We start from the raw sequence: 22,567 nt of genomic DNA, 5'->3' as shown, positions 1-22,567 counted from the left end.
CCCTCCATGTTGTCTCTTGGGAAGAAGGCCAGCGGCACTATCGTAAGAAAATGCCGCTGGATGTATCGCCGGTCAATCAACGTCCGGCGAGTTCGATGCTGCGGTGATCCACGTCATCAGAGGCTGAAGCGCTCTCGTCTGCTGACAGCGACTTGCTGTAGGAGTGGCCGGTCAACAATCCGAGAACAAACCACGCGAACAGAGCTGCTCCAATCGAAAACAGGATGTCTCCCGGAACGCGCATCCAACGCAGGGTCTGCATGGTGCCGGACTGCATGAACTCCGCCGAACGCGCATACCATGTACCGTGCTCGACAGATGCCCAGGCTTGCAGAAGTCCCACCGGCAACATGCTCAAGATGACCATGAAGATCAGGCCAAAGTTGAGAGACCAGAAAGACAACTTCAAAGGTCCTTCCTTCCATTTGCGGCCTGGCTTCAGTGCGCGCAGGCAGAAGAGAGTAAGGCCCAGTCCCAACATCCCATAGACGCCGAATAACGCCGTGTGTCCGTGGACAGGGGTGAGGTTCAGTCCCTGCACATAATAGAGTGAGATGGGCGGATTGATGAGGAAGCCAAACAAGCCGGCTCCAACCAGATTCCAGAACGCAACCGCGACGAAGAAGTAAATGGGCCACTTGTAGTTCGCAATCCAAGGAGCCTTCTTTGCGGGTTGCGCAAGGCGGATGTTCTCCCAGGCTTCGTAGCCAATCAGCGTTAACGGCACCACCTCGAACGCGCTGAAGATTGCTCCCAGGCCGATGACCGCAGGCGTCGCACCGGCAAAGTAGAGATGATGAAACGTGCCGATGATTCCTCCGGAGAGGAAGATGGTCGTCGAAAACAATGCGGCTTTGGTCGCGGTGCGGATCTCGATCAGCTTGAGCCGCGTGAAGAGGAATCCGATGACCACTGTCGCGAAGACTTCAAAGAACCCTTCGACCCAGAGGTGAACGACCCACCAGCGCCAGTATTCGGCAGTGACCAGGTGACTGCGCTGGCCGTACATGAGGCCGGCCGAGTAGAAGAGCGGTATGGCGATGCTCGAGATGAGAAACAGGATAAGCAGCGACCGGTCTTCACTCTTGCGAACGAGCGCTGGCTTGAGGGCCGCGACCATCAGTACCAGCCACAGAACCAGGCCAATGAACAGCAGGATCTGCCAGAATCGTCCCAGATCGACGTATTCGTAACCTTGGCTGCCGAACCAGAACCACGCATTACCGAGCCGCTGCTGGATTCCAAGCCATTCGCCGGCGAGCGACCCGCCGACCACGAGGATCAATGCGCCGAAGAGCACATTCACGCCGAGCCGCTGATACTTTGGTTCGTGAGCACTGACGGCGGGACCGACGTAAAGCCCGGTTGCCAACCATGATGTAGCAATCCAGAAGATCGCAATTTGCAGGTGCCATGTACGAGTGACTGCGTAGGGCAGATACTTATCGAGAGGGAAGCCGTAGAAACCATGGCCCTCGACTCCGTAGTGAGCTGTGAGGACGCCCATCAGTATCTGTACGCCCCAGAGGATGACGACGACCAGGAAATATTTGAATGTCGCGCGCTGTGAGGGAGTCGGCTGAAAAGCAAGGAACGGGTCGTTCGCTGGATAAGGGCCATGAACGAGTTCCTTCTCCTGAGAGGCGTACCACCAGACGAGGCCACCGATACCGGCCAGCAGACCCACAAAACTGAGAATGCTCCACAAAACAGATCCAGAGGTCGGCACATTGTCGACCAGGAACTCATGCGGCCAGTTGTTGGTATACGTGGCATCGGAGCCCGGACGCTCCGTGCTGGCCGCCCAGGAGGTCCACCAGAAGAACGTCGCGAGTTGCTGCTGCTTGGCGGGGTTTGTCAGTGCGTCGTGCGGGATGGCGTACTCCGACCGTCCGCTCGCAAAGACATCGGTATAGTAGGCCTTCAGTTGCACAAACGCCGCGGCGCGATCAGCGTCGATTGTGACTCGGTTGCGTGCGGCATCATAAGTATTAGTGCGCATATCGCGGATCAGGCGAGCCTTGAATACAGCCTGTTGATCCGGCCCCAGAGAGGCAAAGTTCGATGCGCCTGACCTGGCTGCCCAGATATTGAGCAGCATCTCGGACTCGCGATGCAGCCAGTCGGCGCTCCAATCGGGCGCGACGTAGGCGCCGTGGCCCCAGACGGTGCCGATCTCCTGGCCGCCGATCGATTGCCACACACCTTGCCCGTCTGTGATGGAACTTCCGGTGAAGAGAAGCTGCCCATCCGTGGTGTAGACGTCGGGAAGGGGCGGAGCTTCGCTGATCATCTTCCGGCCCACGCCTCCGAGCACGGCAAACGATCCAATGATGACGATGGCCAGAGCCACCCAATAGCGCTTATAGGACATGGTTACTCCTCGACTGAAGATCCTTATGCGTGCTCTCCATGCAGCCAGCCACAAGCAGATGCACCTGTGTCAATACTGGTGACCTTCCGGGAAGACAGAATCGAACCGTGGTGAAGATCATGGGAGCCTCCCGCTGGATTACCGCAATGAACTCACAGTAGAGGTAAGTCAGGTGTCGATGCAGGGACTTAAGTCACCGGGGCATCAATCCGCTGTTGCTTTCGTGCGCGGAGGGTGATTTTGGACTGGCGAAGCGAGACCGAGCACTGATTTCAGTGACTTAAGTCGCTTTCAGGGCCAGGCATTGTCACCTAGATTTACCAAGGGTGCTGGAATCGAATTCATCCTGTACCGCGTTTCTCGAAATTGATGCGTATCAGCTAGTCAGGCTGCTACAGTTCCACCATTCGGTTATCTTCGGTTTAGCCGTTGCAAAATGGATTTCGCTCCCCTTTCCCTCTGGAGTTCGGCCCTATGTCCTTTCGTTCCGTGTTCCTCGCTGTTGTCGTCGCTTTTGCTCTGATTCTCTCTGCCTTTCTCATCAATCGGCAGCGGCCGCGCGTCGAAACCGCCCAACCGACCGCGGATTTTGTTCGAGCATCAGGCAAGTGCGCGGAGTGCCACGCGCGGCTCCAGTACTCCGTTGTCCATGAGTACGAGATGTCCGCGCACGCGAAGAAGGGCATCAACTGCCTGGATTGCCATCAGCCAGGCCCCGGACAACAGAAGGTCGATCACCACGGCTTTGTCATCAGTACGCATCTGACCGCTGGCAATTGCCGCTCCTGCCACGAAGGCGTCTACCAGGAGTTCTTGCGCAGCCGGCACGCTGCTCCGAGTTGGGCAGCGGTTCACGGGGAGAAGGGGCTCAGTCCCGAACAGGTCGCTTACAGTGAACAGTTCCAGCCAGGCGGCACCAAGCGTCCGCCGAATCCTCTCACTCTCCCCGAGGGACACCCAGCCATCACCTCCGGCTGCGAACAGTGCCACGCCATCGGCAAGCCGAACGACGACGGCACTATCGGTAGTTGCACGGAATGCCACTCCCGCCACACGAGTTCGGTCGCACTCGCGCGGCTTCCCTCAACTTGCGGGCAATGCCACATGGGACCGGACCACTCGCAGATCGAGATCTACAACGAGTCCAAACACGGCATCATGTTCGCCGCTCAGCGTAATCTTTTGAACCTTGACGCAAGTCCAAAATCGCTCACAACGCGCGACATGTTCGTGCCGACCTGCGCCACCTGCCACATGTCAGGAATCAATGGCCTCAAGGTGACGCACAATCCTTCCGATCGGCTCGGCTGGTATCTTGCCGATGCAGTCACCACGCATCGCCCCAACTACCTGCAAGCCCAGATCAACATGAAGCAGGTCTGCACACAGTGCCACACGCAGGCTCGTATCGACCGCGTCTACGCTCAGGGCGAAGAGGTGATCAATAGCACGAATGCCAAGGTGCTCGCCGCCAAGGACATCATGGACGGTCTGCACAAGGACGGCACGCTGACCGGCCAACCCTTCACACACACCATCGACTTCACTTACTTCAACCTCTGGCACTATGACGGACGCACCAGCAAGCACGGCGCATTCATGGGCGGCGCAGATTTCGTCCAATGGCACGGAAATTACGAGCTGCTCTCAAAGACCATTGAGCTCCAGCACCAGGCCGACGAACTGCGGAGAGAGCATGCGCATAAATAAACTGCTCGCGCATGCACAAAAATTCGTCACCGATCCACGTCTTCGCCGGGCTCACGACCCGCAGCTATGGGTGGAGTTGTTTGTCACGGCGAATCTCGCGATTCTCGCCGCGGACATCTACATTGCACACTCCGTCAACCACTTCCAAAAAACGGCGGAGTACATTCCCCTGTACTTCTCCATCGGCGCGCCTGTGGTGCTGGGAATCGTAATTGCGCTTCGATGGATATGGGAAATTCAGTCGCCATGGCGCGATGTCGGCTACCTGGTCGGAGCACTTGCTGTTCTGGTAGGTCTTGGCGGCGTTCTCTATCACCTCGAAAGCCGCTTCTTTCTTGATCGAACCCTCAAGAGCCTCACCTATGCTGCGCCGTTTGCAGCGCCGCTTGCTTACACCGGACTTGGCTTCTTGCTGCTCATGAATCGCATGGTGGCGGCGCGCTCTGCGGAATGGGCCCGGTGGGTCATCCTGCTCGCACTCGGCGGCTTCTTCGGAAACTTCGTTCTCTCATTGACCGATCACGCCTCAAACGGCTTCTTCGCTCACACGGAATGGATCCCCGTCATCTCGTCTGCCTTCGCCACCTGTTTCCTTCTCATCCCTCTTGTCATCGCAGTGACGCGCCGCTTCCTCGACGCTTGTCTGGTTGTCATGCTCAGCCAGGCATTCGTCGGTGTACTCGGCTTCTGGTTTCATATGCGCGCCAACCTGATTGAACCGGGACACGATCTCTTCGACAAGCTTGTGAACGGTGCTCCGCCCATGGCCCCACTGCTGTTTCCCAATCTTGTGGGACTGGCGCTCATCGGCCTGTGGGCGCTGATTCCGCATGTGCCGGAAACTGAACCAGAGACTTCCTGGCTGGGATCAGCATATGCGTGGGCACATCCGGGAGATGAAGCGGACGCCACTAACTGAAGCGCGTGTGGAACGCATAGGGCACGATTTGAAATGCAGCGGCATGAATTCTATGCCGCTGCATGATCGTTGCCGTGCATCGCAGCGAATGCGGAGCGCCCCAACAGAAGCGTCAGCGCGAGATTCGTGGCGAACAGCAGCACTCCGCCGAGCTCCAACATCCCGGAGATAGGAAGGGTCTTCCATGCAAATGGAAATATGCCCTCATAAGCCAGCGGCTCAGACGAAACGCGCAGCGTGCAGCCAACTTGCAGCAGAAGCAGGCTGAGAAACATGAGGTGCTTGCTGAAAATACCTTGCACACCTGCAAAGTGCGGAAGGATACGAGGCCCGATAGTAAACACCATGGTCGCCGCGAAGCCTACGGTCAGCGCATGACGCGATGCGCCCCAGATGCCTCCATGTTGATCCGCAAAGGCAGCCCACACGCTCATGGTTCCGGCAACGATCAGCCACACGTAGGCGATGCGGATGAAGGACGGAAAGCTGGGGTGAATGCCTTGCACTTTGGCGAGTCCGTGAAGGCGTTCACCGAGGTGCAGCGCAATCCCTATCGCGATTGCGCTCGTGGCAAGCAGAATCGTCGCCGGCTTGCTCCACCCACAAACGCCGCAGAGCACGCCTACTAGATCTAGAGCCAAGGCTGTTCGAAAGACGCGAGCATTGGGTTTGGCAATCGCCAGAAAGGCGGACAGCCAGCGCGCTGAGAAACCCCAGACGACCGGAACAAGGAAGCCCCAACCAAGCAACACAAGGTATTTCTGGTCGAGTGCGTGCGGAAAGGACCGGAGACCGCCATGGATCGCGAGTTGCAGGCACTCAATGCAGTTGAATATAACCGCCGCTGCGAGTCCTGAAGTTCCGAGCAGCACTGAAACCATCCAAAGTTCCATCGAAGATCTCTTAGGTTTCTTCTCGTCGGCTTCAGGCAACTTGTGGTGAGACGCCGCAGAGAGAAACAATAGCACTGCGATCAGTTCAAATCCAGCCGAAATCGGCAAGAGCGTACGCCAATGCCAGCCGTAGATGCTGGCAGACCAGCGCATCGCGACGCCCGATGTCCACAACACGAAGCACAGCAACGGCAGTCTCATCGCAGACCGGCCCCGCGCCGGTTGTGAGTAGAAGCCGATTCCGAGGATGAAGCTGCCGATCCAGCCAAACATCTGCGCGTGGCCGTGACCTTCCATCCACGCAGCAGGCAAAGTACCAAGGCCGTGGTTGGTGCTGATCGCCATCAGATTCGAGAAGCCGAGCAATGTTCCCGGCAGAGCCATGAAGAAAAGCCCGCACAGAATCCAGGCGCGGAGCATGAGGCTCTTCTGGTGTTCGCGCACAATGAGATCATTGTGAGATTCGATCTGAAAAGTGGTCGACATGGATCACCCCCGGCTGTTCAACTCAGATTCCAGCTTCATTGCGCGCGGAAAGAGCACATCGTTTTCTAGATGTACATGCTGCTTGATGTCAGCTTCAAATTCGCTCAGGTCCGCAAAGAATGCGATGTGCGTGGCACATGCCCATTCTGGTGTTACAAAGCCCTCGGTAAGGGAATGAAGTTCAGCCATGATTCGATTGGCCGACTCATGCTCCTGCTCCATCATGAAAATGGGATGCGATACCGAGCGAAAGCATGCATGTGCCGGCGGATAGGCGACAATCGCCTCCTGATCCATCTGAGCGATGAACGGGAACAAGACGTTCTCTTCTTTCTGGATGTGGGCGAACATATCGGTACGCAACTCGTCAATCAACTCCGCGATCTTCGTCAATTCGGGAGCCCGATCACTGCGCTTGCCTGCCAGTCTCTGCGCCATCTCGGTGAGGCGTGGCAGTTCCTGACGGACGCACTGATGATGAACGCGAACGATGTGTTGGATCAGTCGCTCCATCGAGAGCGTCTCGGGATTTGCGAAGGAGTTGCCATGCTCCTGCGCATCCGCATTTGCCAGCTTTTCGAGCACCTGGTCGACGGAGAGCTGCAACTCCGCACACGCTTTGTCGAGGGACTTCTCCGCCTGCGTGCATAGATCAATTTCAAAGCGCTCAAAGACTCTGGCGGCTGATGGCTGGGTTTGGACGATTTCGCGGATGGACTGTGTTGAGGTAGACATGATGCACTCTCCACCAGCAACAGTAGAGGGTGCCTTATCAGACAGCAGTAACTTATGTCACTCGCAGGTCAGGATGTAGTTTCGAGCAGCGCGCTCAGACCCTTCATATCCTTGACCACGATCTGCCGTGCATCCACATCCAACAGCCCTTCAGCTTGCAGTCGCATCAGGTTTCTGGAGATCAGTTCGCGAACGGTGCCAAGTTGGTTGGCCAGTTCCTGATGGGTCGCAGGAAGCTGAAATTCAATGCCTCGCGCGGTTTTCGTGCCCTCACTCTGCGCAAGTTTCACTAACGCGGCAATCAGCCGCTGCCGGATCGTGGTGAAGGACAACTCCTCGATGATTCCCACCAGTCGCCGCAGGCGGGTGCCTACGACCTGGAGCACCTTGAGCGCGACCTCGGGATGCTCCATGCAGTAGGCCTGGAAATCGCGCCGCGAAATGTACGCAATCTCAGCGTCTTCAATCGCGACCGCGGAAGCTGGGAACGGCCCTCCATCGAAGACGGGCACTTCGGCAACGGACTCTCCTGGTGTGTTGACGGCGAGTACCTGTTCCCGCCCGCTCATAGAAGTCTTGAAGATACGGACCTTGCCCCGTGCAATGATGTGCAAGCCATGGCAGGGCTCGCCTTCAGAAAACAGCAATTCTCCTGTGCTGAAGAGTTTGCGCACCGTGCGGGAGGCGAGCATCTGCAACTCGGGCTGAGAAAGGCCCGAGAGCAACGCGGTTTTGCCGAGAACTACGGCCAGGTCGATGCGTTCAGCGGTCACTCGGAGATTCTAGCAGCGCGACTTAAGTCACTGCATGGACGGTCGCCTTTGCGGTTCCATAGGCATATGAACCCGCAGATCAACACGACCGATTTTGATGAGCGCCCATTCATTGCCATCTGGGAAGTAACGCAGGCCTGTGACCTCGCGTGTGTGCATTGCCGCGCCTCCGCACAACCGGATCGTGACCCGCTGGAACTCAGCACTGATGAGGGCAAGCAACTTATCGATCAAATTGCCGCGATGAAGGTTCCGGTCTTTGTGCTCACGGGTGGCGATCCCATCAAGCGGCCTGATCTGTTCGAATTGATTGCCCACGCGCGTTCGGTGGACGTACGCGTGTCTCTAACGCCCAGTGCCACGCCCTTGCTGACAAGAGATATCGTTGCCCGGCTCAAGGAAGCGGGACTGGCGCGACTTGCCGTCAGCATGGATGGTGCGAGCGCCGCGACGCACGATGCGTTCCGGGGACTGAGCGGCTCCTTTGCCCGGACACTCGATGCGGTCCGTTGGGCCAACGAGGTTGGACTTCCGGTTCAGATCAACACGACCTTCAGCCGCAGAAACATCGCGGAGATCGACGCCATCGTCACCCTCATGAAGAGTCTTAGCATTACCCTCTGGAGCGTTTTCTTCCTGGTTCCAACCGGGCGCGGCAAACTGAACGATCTGCTCAATGCGGATGAATTTGAAGCGCTCTTTGGAAAGATCTACAGCCTTTCAAAAACGGCGGGATTCGACATCAAGACTACCGAGGCGCAACATTACCGGCGTTTCCTTCTACAGCAGCGAGCCGCCGAACGCCGGGATGGAACAGCCGTCGTCGGGGCGCAGGAGAAAGCAGCCGATGCGATCGGTCGCGCACCACGTGGTCTCAATGACGGTAAAGGCTTCGTCTTTATCTCGCATAGGGGAGAAGTCTTTCCCAGTGGCTTTCTGCCGCTTTCTGCTGGCAACATCCGCCAGCAGAATCTCGAAGTCCTTTATCGCGAATCGCCTTTGTTTCAGGATCTACGGAACACGTCGAAGCTCGAAGGCAAGTGCGGCGCCTGCGAGTTCAAAGCGATCTGCGGCGGATCACGCTCTCGTGCCTACGCATTGACTGGAAATCCGCTCGCCGAAGAGCCCTGCTGTTCGTATGTGCCCAAGGGCTATATCCAGCCTCCTCCGCAGGTAAAGAAATCGACAGTACTCCACGTGCTACAGGGCGCATGATGTTTGGAGATAGACGACAAATCAGATTCAGTGGGAATGGGGAGGAACAACATGGCGGTACAGATCGGTGCAAAGTTGGACAGCGGATTTAGCGATCCGATTGGCATGTTAAAAGACTGTCATCGACGGATTGAAAGCTTTCTTGGCATTCTATGTGTCGTGGTTGGCCGTGCTCAAGGTCGAGCCTTCACATCCGAGGAACGCAGTGCGATCCAAGCAGCAATTCAATATTTTCGCGTAGGCGGAAAAAGGCATACGGCAGACGAAGAAGAGTCCTTGTTCCCGCGGCTTCGAGCATCTGATATAGACATTGAAGAGATTGACCGGCTTGAAAATGACCATCGCGAGGCCAACGGTCTACACGATTCTGTCGAGCAGTTGTACTCCCAATGGATCGGAAGCGGAGCACTCGGATCCGAAGGGACTCAACAACTGATTGCTGACACCAGTCGGCTCAGTGCACTCTATTCCGCGCACATTCGAGTTGAAGAGACGGTCGTGTTTGCCCGCGCGGCAGAAGTGCTGGACGGCAAAACGATTGCAGCGATTGGCTCTGAGTTTCAACTGAGGCGGCGATAGGCCATATCTCTCCGCAATCTGCCTGAAAGAGAGCGCAGACATAATACGCGGATTGGCACCGCCACTCCTACTATGTAAACTGCGGCCATCGCCGCGCAATCGGCAGTTTCTCTAGTCTTCGAGTAGCACATCGGGGGATCGATGAAAGTGGTCTTCGACAGTGGCAAGAAAACGTCGTTGACCAAGTTCCTGATCAGAGACCTCAAGCAGCGCAATCATGAACTTCTGCGCTTCGCTTCGGTTCGGTTGTGGAGCGCGATCCGGAAACCGATTGGCCGCAGAGCAGTCGCAATGCCGCTGAGGCAGTTGCGCGTGGCGATGCCCAGGAGAGAATTGTCTGTTGCTGGACAGGAACCGAAACATCGATTGCCTCCAATAGGATGGCCAGGATTCGCGCGGCTCTTTGCGCCAATGCTGAAACCGTAAAGGGTGTGCGTATCTGGAATCATGCCAACGTGCTGGCGCTCAGCTTGCGATCCACTTCAGAGACTATCGCGATGGAAATTCTCGATATGTGGTTCAGCACACCTTATTCCCAAGATAAGTGGAACCGGCGCAAATCGAGGCAATTACGAGCGGGAACGTGATCCGCACTCAGAAGTCAACCAACCTGCTGTCGCTCATCTCTTCCGCGCCAGGAGCTGGTTGACACCTTCAAACGATGCGTGATACTAAATCATGGATGAGTCTGACGCGGCGCGCACCTGTTCGTAGAACCTTCCTTGCGTGCGTTGACGTGCGTTCGTGTTGTCCCCCTCCTCGCGTAGTCCCCCCAAAAGAAGTTCCCTAATTTCATTGAGTTGAACGATGAGACTCATCTGCTCTTTCGCCGCATCTTTTTGAGGCGAGTCAGGGTTAGTCTCCGGGAGAACGCGATGCATACCATCACAAACGAGCGCATAGGCCTTAGCGTCACACGCCGTAAGTTCCTTCGTTCCGGCGCCCTGACTGCCGCAATCGTACCCGCACTATCTGCTTGGGATCTGCCGGCCTCTGGGGCACCATCCACCGCACGCTCGTTTGCGCCAAACGCCGACCTGCTGCGCTCAGCGAAGAGCACAGCGGAGTGGATCGAGAGCGCACAGAAGCGAGAGGAACGAGGCGTATGGTGGCTTCCCGATCCCGATCATCCAGACAAGGCAACGACGGTCTCGGCCACGAACGCAATTTATAGCGGAAGCGCGGGAACCGTTCTGTTCTTCATCCAATTGGCACACGCTACCGGAGATACGAAGTATCTTGACACCGCTGCTCAGGGAGCGAACTACCTTGCCGCTACATGGCGCGATTTGATCGACAAACCGTCGGTAGGCCTCTTCTCGGGGCCAGGGCTGAACTTATCTCTCTACGGCGGGCTCAGCGGACTCGCCTTTGTGCTGAACGAGGCTGGTAAAGCTACCGGCAATGCCAAATACCGGGAAGCTGCAAAGTCAGCGACCGACGCGATCGTAGCGGACGCACGGTCGGCGGGCTCGGGCGTGGCATGGTCCGGCGCTCCCGGCGTCGCTGCGGACGGCAGCATCGTTCTCTATCTGCTCTACGCGTCGGACGCGTTTCAGAACAATGAGTACCGCGCCGTTGCGAAGAAGGCGGGCGATCGCATTCTTGAGCTAGCCATCAAAGAAGAGCGGGGCGGTCTCAGCTGGCGGGGCTTTCCGGCGTTTCCTGGACTGCCGAAGGATGCCTACTTCCCCAACTTCGAGGGTGGGACGACCGGAGTCGCCTATGTCCTGACGCGCCTGTATGGAGAGACGAAAGAAAAGAAATACCTCGACGCAGCCCGGCAGGGCGCTCTACACCTTCAGACCATCGCCACCGTGCATGGAAATGCGGCGCTGATTCCATACCGGTTTCCCGACCTCACTGACTTGTACTACCTGGGTTACTGCCACGGACCGGCGGGAACCGCGCGCACATTCTTCGAGTTGCACAGAATTACAGGTGAGCCTGAGTATCAACTCTGGACCGACCGGCTGGCGCAGGGAGTCATCCAAAGCGGAATTCCGGAGAATCTGGCTCCCGGCTACTGGAATGTCGCTTGCCAGTGCTGCGGTTCAGCGGCGGTCATCGATCTCTTTCTCGGACTGTGGGCCGCATCCGGGCGCGCAGAGTATCTGGCCTTTGCGCAACGCGTAGCAGGGCAGCTCGCGAGCCATGCCACGAACCTCGATGGCAAAGGCGATCGCTGGTACCAGGCATGGACGCGTGTTAAGCCATGGGAGGTCAATGCCGAGACCGGATATTCGATTGGCGCATCCGGCGTTGGAGCCGCTTTGCTGCATGTACATCTTGCCGAGCAGGGAAAGTACAGCGCTATCCTTCTGCCAGACAATCCGTTTCCGTCTACGCGTACACGACACACTTAACCCACGCACACAGAAGTTTGAACTTTTGATAAGTGCGTTGCATGTTTCCGGGAGGACCTGACCATGAATCGACGCGCTTTCCTTTCTGCAGCTACCGCAACCGCGGGCCTTGCGCTTGCCAGACCTGTCTTCGGCAGCAAAGTGGGCTCATCAACCCTGAGCCATAAGGAGCGGGTTGACCGGGCCCTGCGAGGGCAGGATCTTGATCGTCCCCCTTTCACTTTCTACCACCACTACAAGAGTCCGACAGCGCAACTGGAGGCACAGGACCATATCGAGTTCCATCGCACCTACAACACCGACATCGTCAAGGTCATGAATGATTTCGACTACCCCCAATCGACGACCGGCAAGTGGTATGAACTGAAGCCGCTGGACTCGCCGTATCCCGATCAATTGGAAACGCTCAAACTCGTCCGCGATGGGTTGAACGGAGACGCCTACTTCATCGACACGATCTACGGCCCCTACATGACCGCCATGATCCTGTTTCAATCGCAGCAGCAGTTTGCGAACCTGGGAAAATCGGAAGAGGTTCAGGACCAGCAGATCAAGAGCCTTCATGAATTCCAGCAACAGAATCCCGACGCCTGGCACGGCGCATTAGATGCCATCACGCAATCGACCATCCATCATATCCAGCGCGCGAAGGACATTGGCGCGTCCGGCGCGCTTGTCAGCATCTTCAATGCGGAAAGCAAGTTCGGCTCTGTCGAGGATTATGTACGATATACCCGGCCTTATGACAAGCGTGTCTTCGATGCGCTTGCCGATACGAAGCTGACGGTTCTTCATCTGCACTATCTTGAGAGGCCGTACCTCGATCAATTCACGGACTTCAATGCTCCGGTCATTCAGTACTCTGTCAAAGCGAGCGGGATTCCAATCTCTGAATTCCGCAAGCGGTACTCTCAGCCATTTGCCGGAGGCGTCGACCAGATCGACTACGAGAAGCTGACGGTAGCGGAAATACGAAAACAGTTGGCGGAAGCGAGGAAGGAAGCTGGCGCCAAGTACATCGCCGCCCCTGGTTGTTCCGTTCCCGATCGTTCAACGCCGGACGAACTCGCGCGCTTTCCTCGCGCGCTCGGAATCTAGGCTGAGGCCACAAAGTGCCTGCTCACGGGGTACTTCGCTGCGCAGACATACCATGTAGATCGATCAGATCGCATATTGATCCTAACCCGGTGTGGCCGGAACCAAACAGGCATAACATCGAAAAGCTGGACCCCTCTTCACAGTTACTCCGGATACCAGTAAACACTGGCGATTACGCATAGCACGAAAACTTTACTGCCTGAGATGCGAAGAATTTCAATGGATAGGTTCTAAAAGCACTAGGCCACGAAATGAGAGTATTGAGGATATGAAGAACTTTGCTGACCTTCGGACGTATGCCAAGTGGGGCCGCGTCGCATTAGCGCTGGCCGCCGCCCTGGCCTCCAGCTTGACCGTGGCCGCTCAGGGGACGGTTCATGTAGCGGCGACTGTCGAATACGAGACAATACCAACACCCACCCTCCCCCCGAATGGTCAGCCGGGAATCGGTATAGACCAAATGAAGGCGCTGCCGGGCTCTACATTGACGTACCTCAGCATCAAGACCGTCGACGGCGTCAAGAATAAGGCGGCCCTATGGCGACCGGTGAACAAGGCTGCCGCCGACACGACCATGATTATTTCCGTTCACGGCGGCGGAAACGACTTCACTCAGGTCCCTGTGCGCGCGCTCGGCATTGGCCTCTCGCCACAGGGCTATGCGGTGCTGGCCATCAACGACCGTCAGTCCGGCTCAGAAAACGAGAGCCGTGACAACTTCTACGACATAAGCACTGACATTGATGCTGCGCTTCAAACCGCTAAAGCCATGGGCTATCGCCGAATCGTTATCCATGGCCAAAGCCTTGGAAGTACCCATGTCCTGTTTTATGCGGCAACGCATTGGGATCCCGTGATCCAAGGCGTGATCGTCAGCGCAGCCATGGCGAATCTTCCATGGGCAAATCACAACAAATACGGAAATGCGGATGTGTACCAGCTGCGTCGAAAGGCCGCGCACGAAGCCCTGAAGGCGGGAAAACGGAGTGAGCGGATGCAGATTGACAAGGGCCCTAGTTCGCCAGTCCTGGAGAACCATGATACGAATCCCGGCGATATGCCGTTCGTGCCAGAGTCGTCCGCGCAGTTTTTTGTGACGTACGAGGACTATCTCTCCGCCGGGGCGGACAGTACCTATTGGATTCACCGCATACCTCACCCCGTCCTCGTGGTCCGTAGCGAATCCGATGGCCTTGAACGCTCCATTGAGGGGACATGGCTGCTGAGCGCAGCGCGTGACGAAGGGTCGCTGGTGCCCGACATGACTTACGCAGTCGTGCCAGATACGCACCCGCCAAGCGCAGAGGGGCATGCATTCGTCTACAACGCCGATCAGTATGTTGACATCGTTCAGAAGTGGCTTGCCGCGCGGCATCTTTAGTCTGTCCGCATTTGGGCTGGCAAACGCACGCTGGAATGGGAGACTGGAAAGCCGGACACCGCCTTTCCAGTCTCCCATTACTCGCAGAAATCCTTACGCGGTGTTTCATCACGAGGCGCTCTTCGGACGCCTGATACATCCCTACGCCTTCGCGGTCGGGGAGCCTGTGACGTATGTCCAGGCCCCTAACCCGGCATAGCCGGAACCAAACAGGCATAACATCGAAAAGTTGGACCCCACTCCACAGGTACTCCGGATACCAGTAAGCACTGGCGATTACGCATAGCACGAAGAATATCCTGCCGGAGATGCGCAGAAGTTCAATGGATAGGTTCTAACTTGAGAGTACCGAGTTCTGGTCAGTCAGTTAGCCTTAGGTTCCGCGATTTGCAAGGTTCAGTGGTTGCACTTCCATGCGTTCAATGGGCCGCACAGCACTTCTTGAACTTTTTGCCGCTCCCGCAAGGGCAAGGATCATTGCGGCCGATCCTTGGCGCCGCGCGAGGAGCCGAGGGCTTCCCGGCGAGGGAGCGCAGGAGCAGATCGATGTCGGAGAGATCCTCGGGTAGGTCCGGTTCGATGCCGACGATTACCTTCCAATGGCGTTCTTCACAAAGGGCGACGATCTCTTCGCCTTTAGGCATCGTCTGTACGCGAACTACCGCAGGCCGTTTATCGGATCCCAACTTGGCCATTCTGGATTCTCCTTGCGAGTATCTGATCCAGCCTATCGGATGGTTCCAGGTTTCGCAATCTGCATGGTCAGGCGTGAGTGCTCGATGCTCAGGTCAACCCACTGGTCGACCAAGAGCTTGAACTTCTTGTGGGTCGCAATCTGGGCGCGAATCTCCTTTACTGATTCCTGACGTACATATTCCGTGCGGCTCTTCTTCTGGCGGGTATAGCTGAGCTGCCAATAGGCCCCCATCTGGTTTTCGCGATCCTTGAATTGGCGGGTCAGCGAGCCCGGACGCATCGCGCCGATCTCCTGTAGCGCATGCTTGATCCGCGCAATCCTCTGTTCGATTTGTTTAATCCGTTTTTGGGTCATAAGTCTTCCTCGTGCCTAAAGTATAGCATATGAGTGCTATACTCTATGGTGATTGTGTCGCCGGGGGTATCTCGTGACTCTTTGGAACCAATGGTGGACTCTGGTATGCCAGTTGCGGTCCGCCTGCGTGCGTAGCCGGACGTTCTTGTGGATGGCTCTCTGTCTGGCAGGAATGACAGTTCGCACGGAAATGATGGGGGTCACCAGCATCGTGCGCGCACTGGGTCTGAAGCCCGCCTGCTACGACCGCCTTCTCGACTTCCTGCACAGCCCTGGCCTCGATCTGAACAAGATCACTCAAGCCTGGTGCGCTCTGGTTTTCCGTATTCACCCCGGCATCCTGCGCGTCAACGGCAGGGTAGTTCTGGTTGGCGACGGACTCAAAGTCGCCAAGGCCGGACGCAAGATGCCCGGAGTCAAAAAGCTGCATCAGGAATCCGAGTCGAACACCAAGCCAGAGTACATATTCGGCCACTCCTGCCAGGCGATCGCCGTACTCACTGAAGCCATGGCCAGCGTATTCGCCTTGCCCCTGGCATGTCGCATCCATGAAGGCACAGTGTTTTCCAATCGCGATCAGAGGACACTGCTCGACAAGATGATTCTGCTGCTGGACTCCATCGGTCTGCTGGTGCCGTGCTATCTCGTGGTCGATGCCTACTATGCCAACGGCAAGACGGTTCGCGGACTTCTCGCCAAAGGAAATCACCTGGTCACGCGGGTCAGAAAAAACAGCGTGGCTTTCTTTCCGGCAACACCTTCTTCCGGCAACAAGCCGCGGCGGGGCAGGCCGGCAAAGTACGGAAAAAAGACGCTAGTCTCGGCGCTGCTAAAACAAGCCGACCTGCTGCAAGAGGCGCTCAGCCCCGTCTATGGTGAGCAAGGAGTTACACTCCGATATCGCTCTGCCGACCTGTGGTGGCGCCCGGCCGGCATCTTGGTCCGCTTCGTCGCGGTCTCTCATCCGCGACGCGGAACGATCCTGCTGATGTCCTCCGACCTGACACTGTGTCCGCTCGACATCATTCGCATCTATGGCTTGAGATTCAAGATCGAAGTATCCTTCAAGCAGGCGCTGCACGTCATCGGCGCCTACGCCTATCACTTTTGGATGGCGTCCATGACGCCCATACGGCGGGTCAGCGGCAACCAATATCTGCACCGCAAAACCGAGGAGTACCGCAAGGCGGTTCGGCGCAAGATCGACGCGTATCATCGCCACATCCAACTCGGGATCATCGCTCAGGGCCTGCTGCAGATTCTTTCTGCAACCAAGTCCGGATTGGTCTGGAAATCGTTCGGATCCTGGTTCAGAACCATTCGCCCAGGACTCGCGCCCTCGGAACAGGTTGTAGCCATCGCCTTGCGAAATACGCTTCCGGAATTTCTCGCAACTGACCCAGAAAACACAACCCTGGCGAAATTCATTCGATCAAGGCTGGACCTGTCCAGAACCGATGGAACACGATTGGCCGCTTGATGCGCACCCCTTCAGATCTCGGGACTCTCAAGCACTTTATGCTAAGTACAAAAGAAGGCAGAAGAGTGCCTAAGTCGGATTCCGGTTGGACCGATCCAGGATCACAAATGACAAATCTGTTTCGCAGAAAGTTTGTGAAGATGGGGTTGTTGGGCGCTGCCGGTGCGGCAGGTCCATGCACGATGCTGGCGGCCACGTCAGATGTCCCCGAGAAGATCTCCTTCAGCGATCTATATTTCAATGTAAGAAAATTTGGCGCAGTCGGCGATGGTTTACAGATCGATAGCATAGCCATCAACAAGGCAATTGCTGCCGCTTCAGGCGTTGGAGGTGGGACAGTATATTTTCCGGCCGGAACCTACACTTCTTATTCCATTCGTCTGCAAAGCAATATTCGGGTCCTGCTTGATTTGGGCGCTACGATAGTCTCCGCACAGGTCCCGGTCGATGGCGTGATCTCGGGTGGCTATGATGCGGCAGAGCCAAACGGGCCTTGGGAGACGTACCAGGACTACGGACACAACCACTGGCATAACAGCCTCATTTGGGGCGAGGGCTTGCACGATGTCGTCATCGAAGGATATGGCCTGATCTGGGGAAAGCATCTGAGCCGTGGCGGAAAAGGAACGGGTAGGCACAATGAAGGGCTGCCGAAGGCCGAGTCTCCGGGTGTCGCTAACAAAGCGATCGCGCTCAAGAATTGCCACAACGTACTGCTTCGGGACTTTTCTCTGCTTGAAGGAGGCCACGTCGGAGTTCTCGCCACGGCTGTCGATAATCTGACGGTCGACAATTTGAAAATCGATACGAATCGCGACGCGATGAATATCGATTGTTGCCGCAATGTGAGGGTGTCGAATTGCAGTGTCAACTCTCCCTGGGACGATGGCATCTGTCTGAAAAGTTCATTTTCACTTGGTTATGCGAGAACGACCGAAAACGTCACAATTACAAACTGCTATCTTACCGGGATGTATGAAGTGGGTAGTTTGTTGGACGGTAGTTTGCGCAAGCTGGTCTTAACGGCGTCTCAGGTGCCGACCGGCCGTATAAAGCTGGGGACGTCGTCAGCGGGAGGTTTTCTCAATATCGCCATTTCAAATTGCGTGTTTGATACGTGCCGTGGTCTTTCAATTGAGAATGTGGACGGCGGGCGCTTGGAGGATGTAGCAATCACTGGTGTGACGATGCGTAATATCACTACCACACCTCTTTTTCTGCGCCTTGGTAGCCGTCTGGCTGTGCCGCAAGGTGCGACGGTTGGCACGCTGAAGCGGATTCGCTTTTCCAATATAGTTAGTTATCAAGCTGCGGCAACCTATGCGCCATTCGTTTCTGGCATTCCGAATCATCCCATCGAGGATGTTCAATTCAGCGATGTCTACCTGCACCATACGGGCGGAGGTAGTCCTGAGCAGACCAAGAGAATGCCTCCTGAGTTGGAGACTGCCTATCCAGAGCCCAGCCGATTCGGACCGCTGCCAGCGCATGGCTTTTTCGTACGACACGTCCACAACATTGACTTCGACCATGTGGAGATTGCTTACGATGCTCGAGATGCGAGATACGCTTTTTGGCTCGAGGATGTCGATGGAGCCAGTTTCTATCGCATCAAGATACCGTCTCAAACCGCCGCTCCCGTGTTCTCGCTCATCGAAACCAAGAATTCGACCATCGCCGCAAGCAGAGGTTTTAGGGATGCGCCGCTGCAGGCAGATGGACATATGGTCTTTCCTTGAGCCCCCAAAATAAGTGAATAGCGTTGGTCGCGCGAGCGAGGTCGCACAATTGACCTCGTTGAATTTGAAGCTAAATTCGGCGAGGCTATAACGCATCCGCTGCTGCATTCACATCGGCCGGTACAGCGGAAATATCGCATATATGTTGAAGAATTCCCTTGAGGCGCAGGCTTAAGGTGACGCCTCGCAACGCCATGAATCCCGTAAAAGCAAGCCATAATCCATTGTTTCCCATCGCGCGTTCCAGCACTGCAGAGAGTGCTAGAAACCCGGCCAGCGAGATGATCATACTGTTGCGCAGATCGCGCGATCGCGTCGCGCCAATAAAGACACCGTCCAATTGAAAACCCCATACGGCAATCAGCGGCAGTGCAATCACCCAGGGCAGGTAGCGGATGGCCAGATCGGCAACAGGCGCTTGATTGGTGAACCAGTGCACCATGTGCACTCCCAACGCCCAAAACAATAGCGAGAAAACAGCAGCGGCAAGACCGGCCGCTTGTGTGGAAGCGCGCAGCACAGCGCGGTATTGTTGCTGGTTGTGCGCTCCGATCGCTTCGCCCACCAAAGCTTCTGTGGCGTTGGCAAAACCATCGAGACCATAGGAGGCGATGGCCTGAAGATTCAATAAAACGGCATTGGCAGCCAATACGGCGTCTCCTGCCCGAGCACCGGAGCGCGTAAACCATCCATAGGCAGCCACGAGGCTGACAGTTCGCAGCAGAATATCGCGGTTGAGAGCAAACAGGCGGTACAGTCCTTCGCGCTCGCCGAATCTTGACCACGGCAGATGCTGCCAGTGCATGGTGTGCGCAAGCAGTGCGACTCCGAGCAGACAGCCGCACCATTCGGCTACCAGGGTTGCAGCGGCAATTCCAGCCACGGCCCAGTGAGCGCCTAACACCAAACCCAGCGCTACGGCAATATTGATCACTTGAATCGAGGCTTGGAGCAGTAGCGCGGAGCGAGCACGTTGCTTGCCGAGCAGCGTTCCCAGCACTACATAATTTGCCAGCGCCGCTGGAGCCGACCAGATGCGGATGCGGCAATAGATCTCTGCCTGGGCCTGCGCCTGGGCGCTGCCGCCCAAGAGATGCAAAGCGAGCGCAACGAGCGGTGTACGCAACAGAACAGCGGCCAACCCCAATCCCAGCGCCAACGCAAAACCGCGTACGACGTGGACCGCAAGCTCGTCTTCATCTCCGGCGCCATGCGCCTGCGCCACCAGGCCCGTGGTCCCCATTCGCAGGAAACCGAAACTCCAGAAGATTGCATTGAAAAACAGCCCGCCCATAGCGACGCCGCCCAGCGCGGCCGCCGAAGGTAAGTGCCCGGAGAGAATCGTATCGACGCTGGCCAACAGCGGTTGAGTCAGGTTGGAGAGAATCAACGGAAACGCCAGCAGTACGACGCGGCGGAGCGTGGAGCTGCCAGAAGAGTTTGACGCAGTCAAATCAACCTCGCTTGCACTGAAGGATGCCTAGAAAAGGTCGAAGATGACGGACAACAGGTTAGTGCTTGCATGACTCGATCCTATCGGGATATGGAGCCACTTGTGGCCCCGTATCCCAATGTGAGTGAGAAAGACTGATTGAAGATTAAGGACAGTTACTCGCCGCGATTAGAACGGTTCGTAGAGCGACGGATGCTTGTCGATATCGACTTCAACCCAGCTTTCATCCCAGTGTGCGAGTGTGAGCGACCAGCGGGCCTTTTCTCCCTTGACGTAATCGTCGATATCGGGAAAGAGTTTGCGTATGAGTTGGCTGCGCGAGTACTCGGGCTTGGGTCGCTTGTCTGCCGGTGGCGCAACAATCTCGATGGCGAAATCCCAGTCCGGACTTACATGGTGAATTGCCCGCGTGTATACGGTCTCGCTGATCACCTGTCCATGGGCTTTCTGATATTGCATGATGGGAAGATGATATTTCCTGTAGAGAGCAAGCCACTCGTCCTGCTTGCCAGGCGGAACTTTGTAGAAGTCCACGGAGATCGTATTCTTCCCGTCCCCCGCGCCAATTGTGGCCTGTGCATTCGCGGAGGAAATCAGGATTGTGGGAGAGGCTGCGACAAGAAGCAGCAGTCCGATTGTCGATGTACGAAGATTCAGGTGCATATTCTATTTCTCCTTAGTTCGAGATGAATTTGATGCAGGGTGTGAGGTCAGAGCCTGCCTGGGAACGTCAGGCCCGTGGTCTATGCAGTAATATCTCCCTTTAGAATTTCACCGAGTACGTGATGGCGAAGAATTGCCCGGAGTCTCGGTAGATTGCGTAGACGAAGACATTCGATCATTTCAAAGTGTTCTTTTGCAGCCAGAGCCAGGCGCGCGGTCGTGTTCTTGCGACGATTGGTCGATAGCGGCGCGCGGTTTCTCAATTCGAAGATCAGGTCAACGAGTTCAGCGTTCGCGCAAAAGTGCAGCATGGAGGCATGGAAAGACCTGTTTGCCTGTTCCTGCTCGACAACTGTGCCGTTCTGGACTACCTGTTCGAAATGCTTTGCCAGAAGCTTGAGCTTGCGCAGCGAGTGCTCATCGAATTTGTCGATAATCTCCTCCGCGGCGGCCACCTCCAGAATTGCCCGTACCCGCAGAATTTCGCTTAATTTGCGTTCGTCGATTTCGACGACCTTGTAGCCGCGATTGGACTCAAGCCGCACCAGGCTTTTTTCAGAGAGCCGATCAAGGGCTTCACGGAGATCGATTCGGGCGCATTGATACGCTTTTTCGAGGTCCGCCTGTTTCAGCCAGGTTCCAGTTCCCAAGGTGCCGAGATTGATGTCCTCTTCGATGCGCCGCATGAGGGTACTCACCCTGCTGCGTACGGGCGCCGCACTCGGCGCAGCTTTCGTACTACTCATATATCCTCACTGGATCGAACGTATGGGTTCTTTGAGATAAGCGGAGAAAGATCATGCATGGTTTGCGAGAAACGCCTTTGTCTCCCGCACCGCGACATCGTCGGGAACGCCGTGATTGCAGTTGGGAACCATGTATAACCTAGCGTGTGGAATGCGCTCGGCAATCAGTTTGGATTGGCTCGGCGGGCAGATCCAGTCCGAATCGCCACAGAGGACGAGCGTGGGAACCTTGATCTCTGAGAGCCGGTCGGTGACGTCGTAGTCATGATTTGCGAACAAGTCGTTGTGCACCCTGGCATGATAGATGCCACTGCGCGCAGTTTCAAGAATCCGGTCGCGATCGATGGGCTGCCCATCTTCCACATACATGGGATAGAGAGCGAACATGATGAGGCGGAATTCGTTGTCGTCGATGATGGCCGGCGTGAATATCTTCTCGAGCATTTTCTCGGTGGCCATTGGAGCCTTGAGTGCGGCGCGGGCGCGGAAATTTTCCATAGCTTCCAATTCGTGGTGCCAGCTTGGCGCAGTACCGCGCAGGATCAGATGGCTCAGACCATGAGGGTAACGGACGGCGTAGCTGAGCGCAATCATACCGCCGAAAGATCCTCCTTCCAAAATCATGGGGCGCCCATCGCCTAGCTTGAGGCGAAGCTGTTCCAGGTCGTCGGTGAGTTGATTGAAGGAATACGGTGGAGTCAGGCTGGAGTGCCCGTGACCGCGCATGTCGTAACCGATTACGCGGTAGCGGTCGGCTAGCGGTTTGAATGTCCTGAAGACTCCAGGGTATGTGCCAAATCCACGGCCGCCATGGAGAACAATCATCGGATGCTCGTTCTCCGTTCCCGCAATCTCATAGTTGATTGTGGCGTTGTTGATCGTTATCTGCATGGCGTTCTCCTTTTG

Annotated in this window: 20 protein-coding genes; 10 read left to right on the top strand and 10 right to left on the bottom strand. The window is 56.4% G+C overall.

The window, feature by feature from the left end:
• Positions 1-76 precede the first annotated feature (76 nt).
• Positions 77-2,374: a nitric-oxide reductase large subunit gene (locus ACOBR2_RS15285; protein WP_420236981.1), complete on the bottom strand. Its 2,298-nt coding sequence runs from the start codon at positions 2,372-2,374 to the stop codon at positions 77-79.
• Positions 2,375-2,848: 474 nt separating this feature from the next.
• Here ACOBR2_RS15285 and ACOBR2_RS15280 point away from each other — a divergent pair, with 474 nt between their 5' ends.
• Positions 2,849-4,084 (top strand): multiheme c-type cytochrome, encoded by a 1,236-nt coding sequence (locus ACOBR2_RS15280; protein WP_420236980.1) that lies wholly within the window; start codon positions 2,849-2,851, stop codon positions 4,082-4,084.
• On the top strand, positions 4,071-5,003 hold the full coding sequence (locus ACOBR2_RS15275; protein ID WP_420236979.1) for a hypothetical protein: 933 nt from the start codon (positions 4,071-4,073) through the stop codon (positions 5,001-5,003). The genes ACOBR2_RS15280 and ACOBR2_RS15275 overlap by 14 nt, the downstream gene beginning before the upstream one ends.
• A gap of 50 nt (positions 5,004-5,053) precedes the next feature.
• Here ACOBR2_RS15275 and ACOBR2_RS15270 read toward each other — a convergent pair whose 3' ends face one another.
• The 3 genes from ACOBR2_RS15270 to ACOBR2_RS15260 all read right to left on the bottom strand — a co-directional run bounded on the left by ACOBR2_RS15270 (position 5,054) and on the right by ACOBR2_RS15260 (position 7,890).
• Positions 5,054-6,382 (bottom strand): hypothetical protein, encoded by a 1,329-nt coding sequence (locus ACOBR2_RS15270; RefSeq protein ID WP_420236978.1) that lies wholly within the window; start codon positions 6,380-6,382, stop codon positions 5,054-5,056.
• 3 nt (positions 6,383-6,385) lie between these two features.
• A complete protein-coding gene (locus ACOBR2_RS15265; RefSeq protein WP_420236977.1) occupies positions 6,386-7,117 on the bottom strand; it encodes a DUF542 domain-containing protein in 732 nt (243 codons plus the stop codon).
• 68 nt (positions 7,118-7,185) lie between these two features.
• Entirely contained in the window at positions 7,186-7,890 is a 705-nt protein-coding gene (locus ACOBR2_RS15260) for a Crp/Fnr family transcriptional regulator (protein ID WP_420236976.1), read from the bottom strand.
• A gap of 66 nt (positions 7,891-7,956) precedes the next feature.
• Between ACOBR2_RS15260 and ACOBR2_RS15255 the strand changes: the two genes are divergently transcribed.
• The 6 genes from ACOBR2_RS15255 (at position 7,957) to ACOBR2_RS15230 (ending at position 14,529) form a co-directional block, all read left to right on the top strand.
• On the top strand, positions 7,957-9,105 hold the full coding sequence (locus tag ACOBR2_RS15255) for a TIGR04053 family radical SAM/SPASM domain-containing protein (protein WP_420236975.1): 1,149 nt from the start codon (positions 7,957-7,959) through the stop codon (positions 9,103-9,105).
• Between the two features lie 51 nt (positions 9,106-9,156).
• Positions 9,157-9,684 (top strand): hemerythrin domain-containing protein, encoded by a 528-nt coding sequence (locus ACOBR2_RS15250; protein ID WP_420236974.1) that lies wholly within the window; start codon positions 9,157-9,159, stop codon positions 9,682-9,684.
• A 248-nt stretch (positions 9,685-9,932) separates the two neighbouring features.
• The gene (locus tag ACOBR2_RS15245; RefSeq protein WP_420236973.1) at positions 9,933-10,271 is read left to right on the top strand and encodes an RpiB/LacA/LacB family sugar-phosphate isomerase; all 339 of its coding nucleotides are present in this window, start codon (positions 9,933-9,935) and stop codon (positions 10,269-10,271) included.
• A gap of 288 nt (positions 10,272-10,559) precedes the next feature.
• Positions 10,560-12,050 carry a lanthionine synthetase LanC family protein gene (locus tag ACOBR2_RS15240; protein ID WP_420236972.1) on the top strand — a complete coding sequence of 497 codons (1,491 nt, stop codon included), beginning with the start codon at positions 10,560-10,562 and terminating at the stop codon, positions 12,048-12,050.
• A gap of 63 nt (positions 12,051-12,113) precedes the next feature.
• On the top strand, positions 12,114-13,148 hold the full coding sequence (locus tag ACOBR2_RS15235; RefSeq protein WP_420236971.1) for a uroporphyrinogen decarboxylase family protein: 1,035 nt from the start codon (positions 12,114-12,116) through the stop codon (positions 13,146-13,148).
• Positions 13,149-13,416: 268 nt separating this feature from the next.
• Positions 13,417-14,529 (top strand): alpha/beta hydrolase, encoded by a 1,113-nt coding sequence (locus tag ACOBR2_RS15230; RefSeq protein WP_420236970.1) that lies wholly within the window; start codon positions 13,417-13,419, stop codon positions 14,527-14,529.
• Positions 14,530-14,948: 419 nt separating this feature from the next.
• Here the strand turns inward: ACOBR2_RS15230 and ACOBR2_RS15225 are convergent, their stop codons facing one another.
• Positions 14,949-15,224 carry a PBPRA1643 family SWIM/SEC-C metal-binding motif protein gene (locus tag ACOBR2_RS15225; protein WP_420236969.1) on the bottom strand — a complete coding sequence of 92 codons (276 nt, stop codon included), beginning with the start codon at positions 15,222-15,224 and terminating at the stop codon, positions 14,949-14,951.
• Between the two features lie 32 nt (positions 15,225-15,256).
• On the bottom strand, positions 15,257-15,580 hold the full coding sequence (locus ACOBR2_RS15220) for a DUF6788 family protein (RefSeq protein ID WP_420236968.1): 324 nt from the start codon (positions 15,578-15,580) through the stop codon (positions 15,257-15,259).
• Between the two features lie 73 nt (positions 15,581-15,653).
• Between ACOBR2_RS15220 and ACOBR2_RS15215 the strand changes: the two genes are divergently transcribed.
• On the top strand, positions 15,654-17,060 hold the full coding sequence (locus ACOBR2_RS15215) for a transposase (RefSeq protein ID WP_420236967.1): 1,407 nt from the start codon (positions 15,654-15,656) through the stop codon (positions 17,058-17,060).
• 107 nt (positions 17,061-17,167) lie between these two features.
• Entirely contained in the window at positions 17,168-18,799 is a 1,632-nt protein-coding gene (locus tag ACOBR2_RS15210) for a rhamnogalacturonidase (RefSeq protein WP_420236966.1), read from the top strand.
• Positions 18,800-18,884: 85 nt separating this feature from the next.
• On the opposite strand, the gene ACOBR2_RS15205 is transcribed toward ACOBR2_RS15210, so the two are convergent.
• The 4 genes from ACOBR2_RS15205 to ACOBR2_RS15190 all read right to left on the bottom strand — a co-directional run bounded on the left by ACOBR2_RS15205 (position 18,885) and on the right by ACOBR2_RS15190 (position 22,552).
• Positions 18,885-20,252 (bottom strand): MATE family efflux transporter, encoded by a 1,368-nt coding sequence (locus tag ACOBR2_RS15205; RefSeq protein WP_420236965.1) that lies wholly within the window; start codon positions 20,250-20,252, stop codon positions 18,885-18,887.
• Positions 20,253-20,420: 168 nt separating this feature from the next.
• Positions 20,421-20,915: a hypothetical protein gene (locus tag ACOBR2_RS15200; RefSeq protein ID WP_420236964.1), complete on the bottom strand. Its 495-nt coding sequence runs from the start codon at positions 20,913-20,915 to the stop codon at positions 20,421-20,423.
• A gap of 80 nt (positions 20,916-20,995) precedes the next feature.
• Positions 20,996-21,601 carry a GntR family transcriptional regulator gene (locus ACOBR2_RS15195; protein WP_420236963.1) on the bottom strand — a complete coding sequence of 202 codons (606 nt, stop codon included), beginning with the start codon at positions 21,599-21,601 and terminating at the stop codon, positions 20,996-20,998.
• Between the two features lie 111 nt (positions 21,602-21,712).
• Positions 21,713-22,552 (bottom strand): alpha/beta fold hydrolase, encoded by an 840-nt coding sequence (locus tag ACOBR2_RS15190; protein WP_420236962.1) that lies wholly within the window; start codon positions 22,550-22,552, stop codon positions 21,713-21,715.
• Between the last annotated feature and the right edge of the window lie 15 nt (positions 22,553-22,567).

Origin of the sequence: Telmatobacter bradus, from assembly GCF_048629425.1 — a bacterium.
Lineage (GTDB): Bacteria > Acidobacteriota > Terriglobia > Terriglobales > Acidobacteriaceae > Telmatobacter > Telmatobacter bradus.
This window is presented reverse-complemented; position numbering and strand designations above follow the sequence as displayed.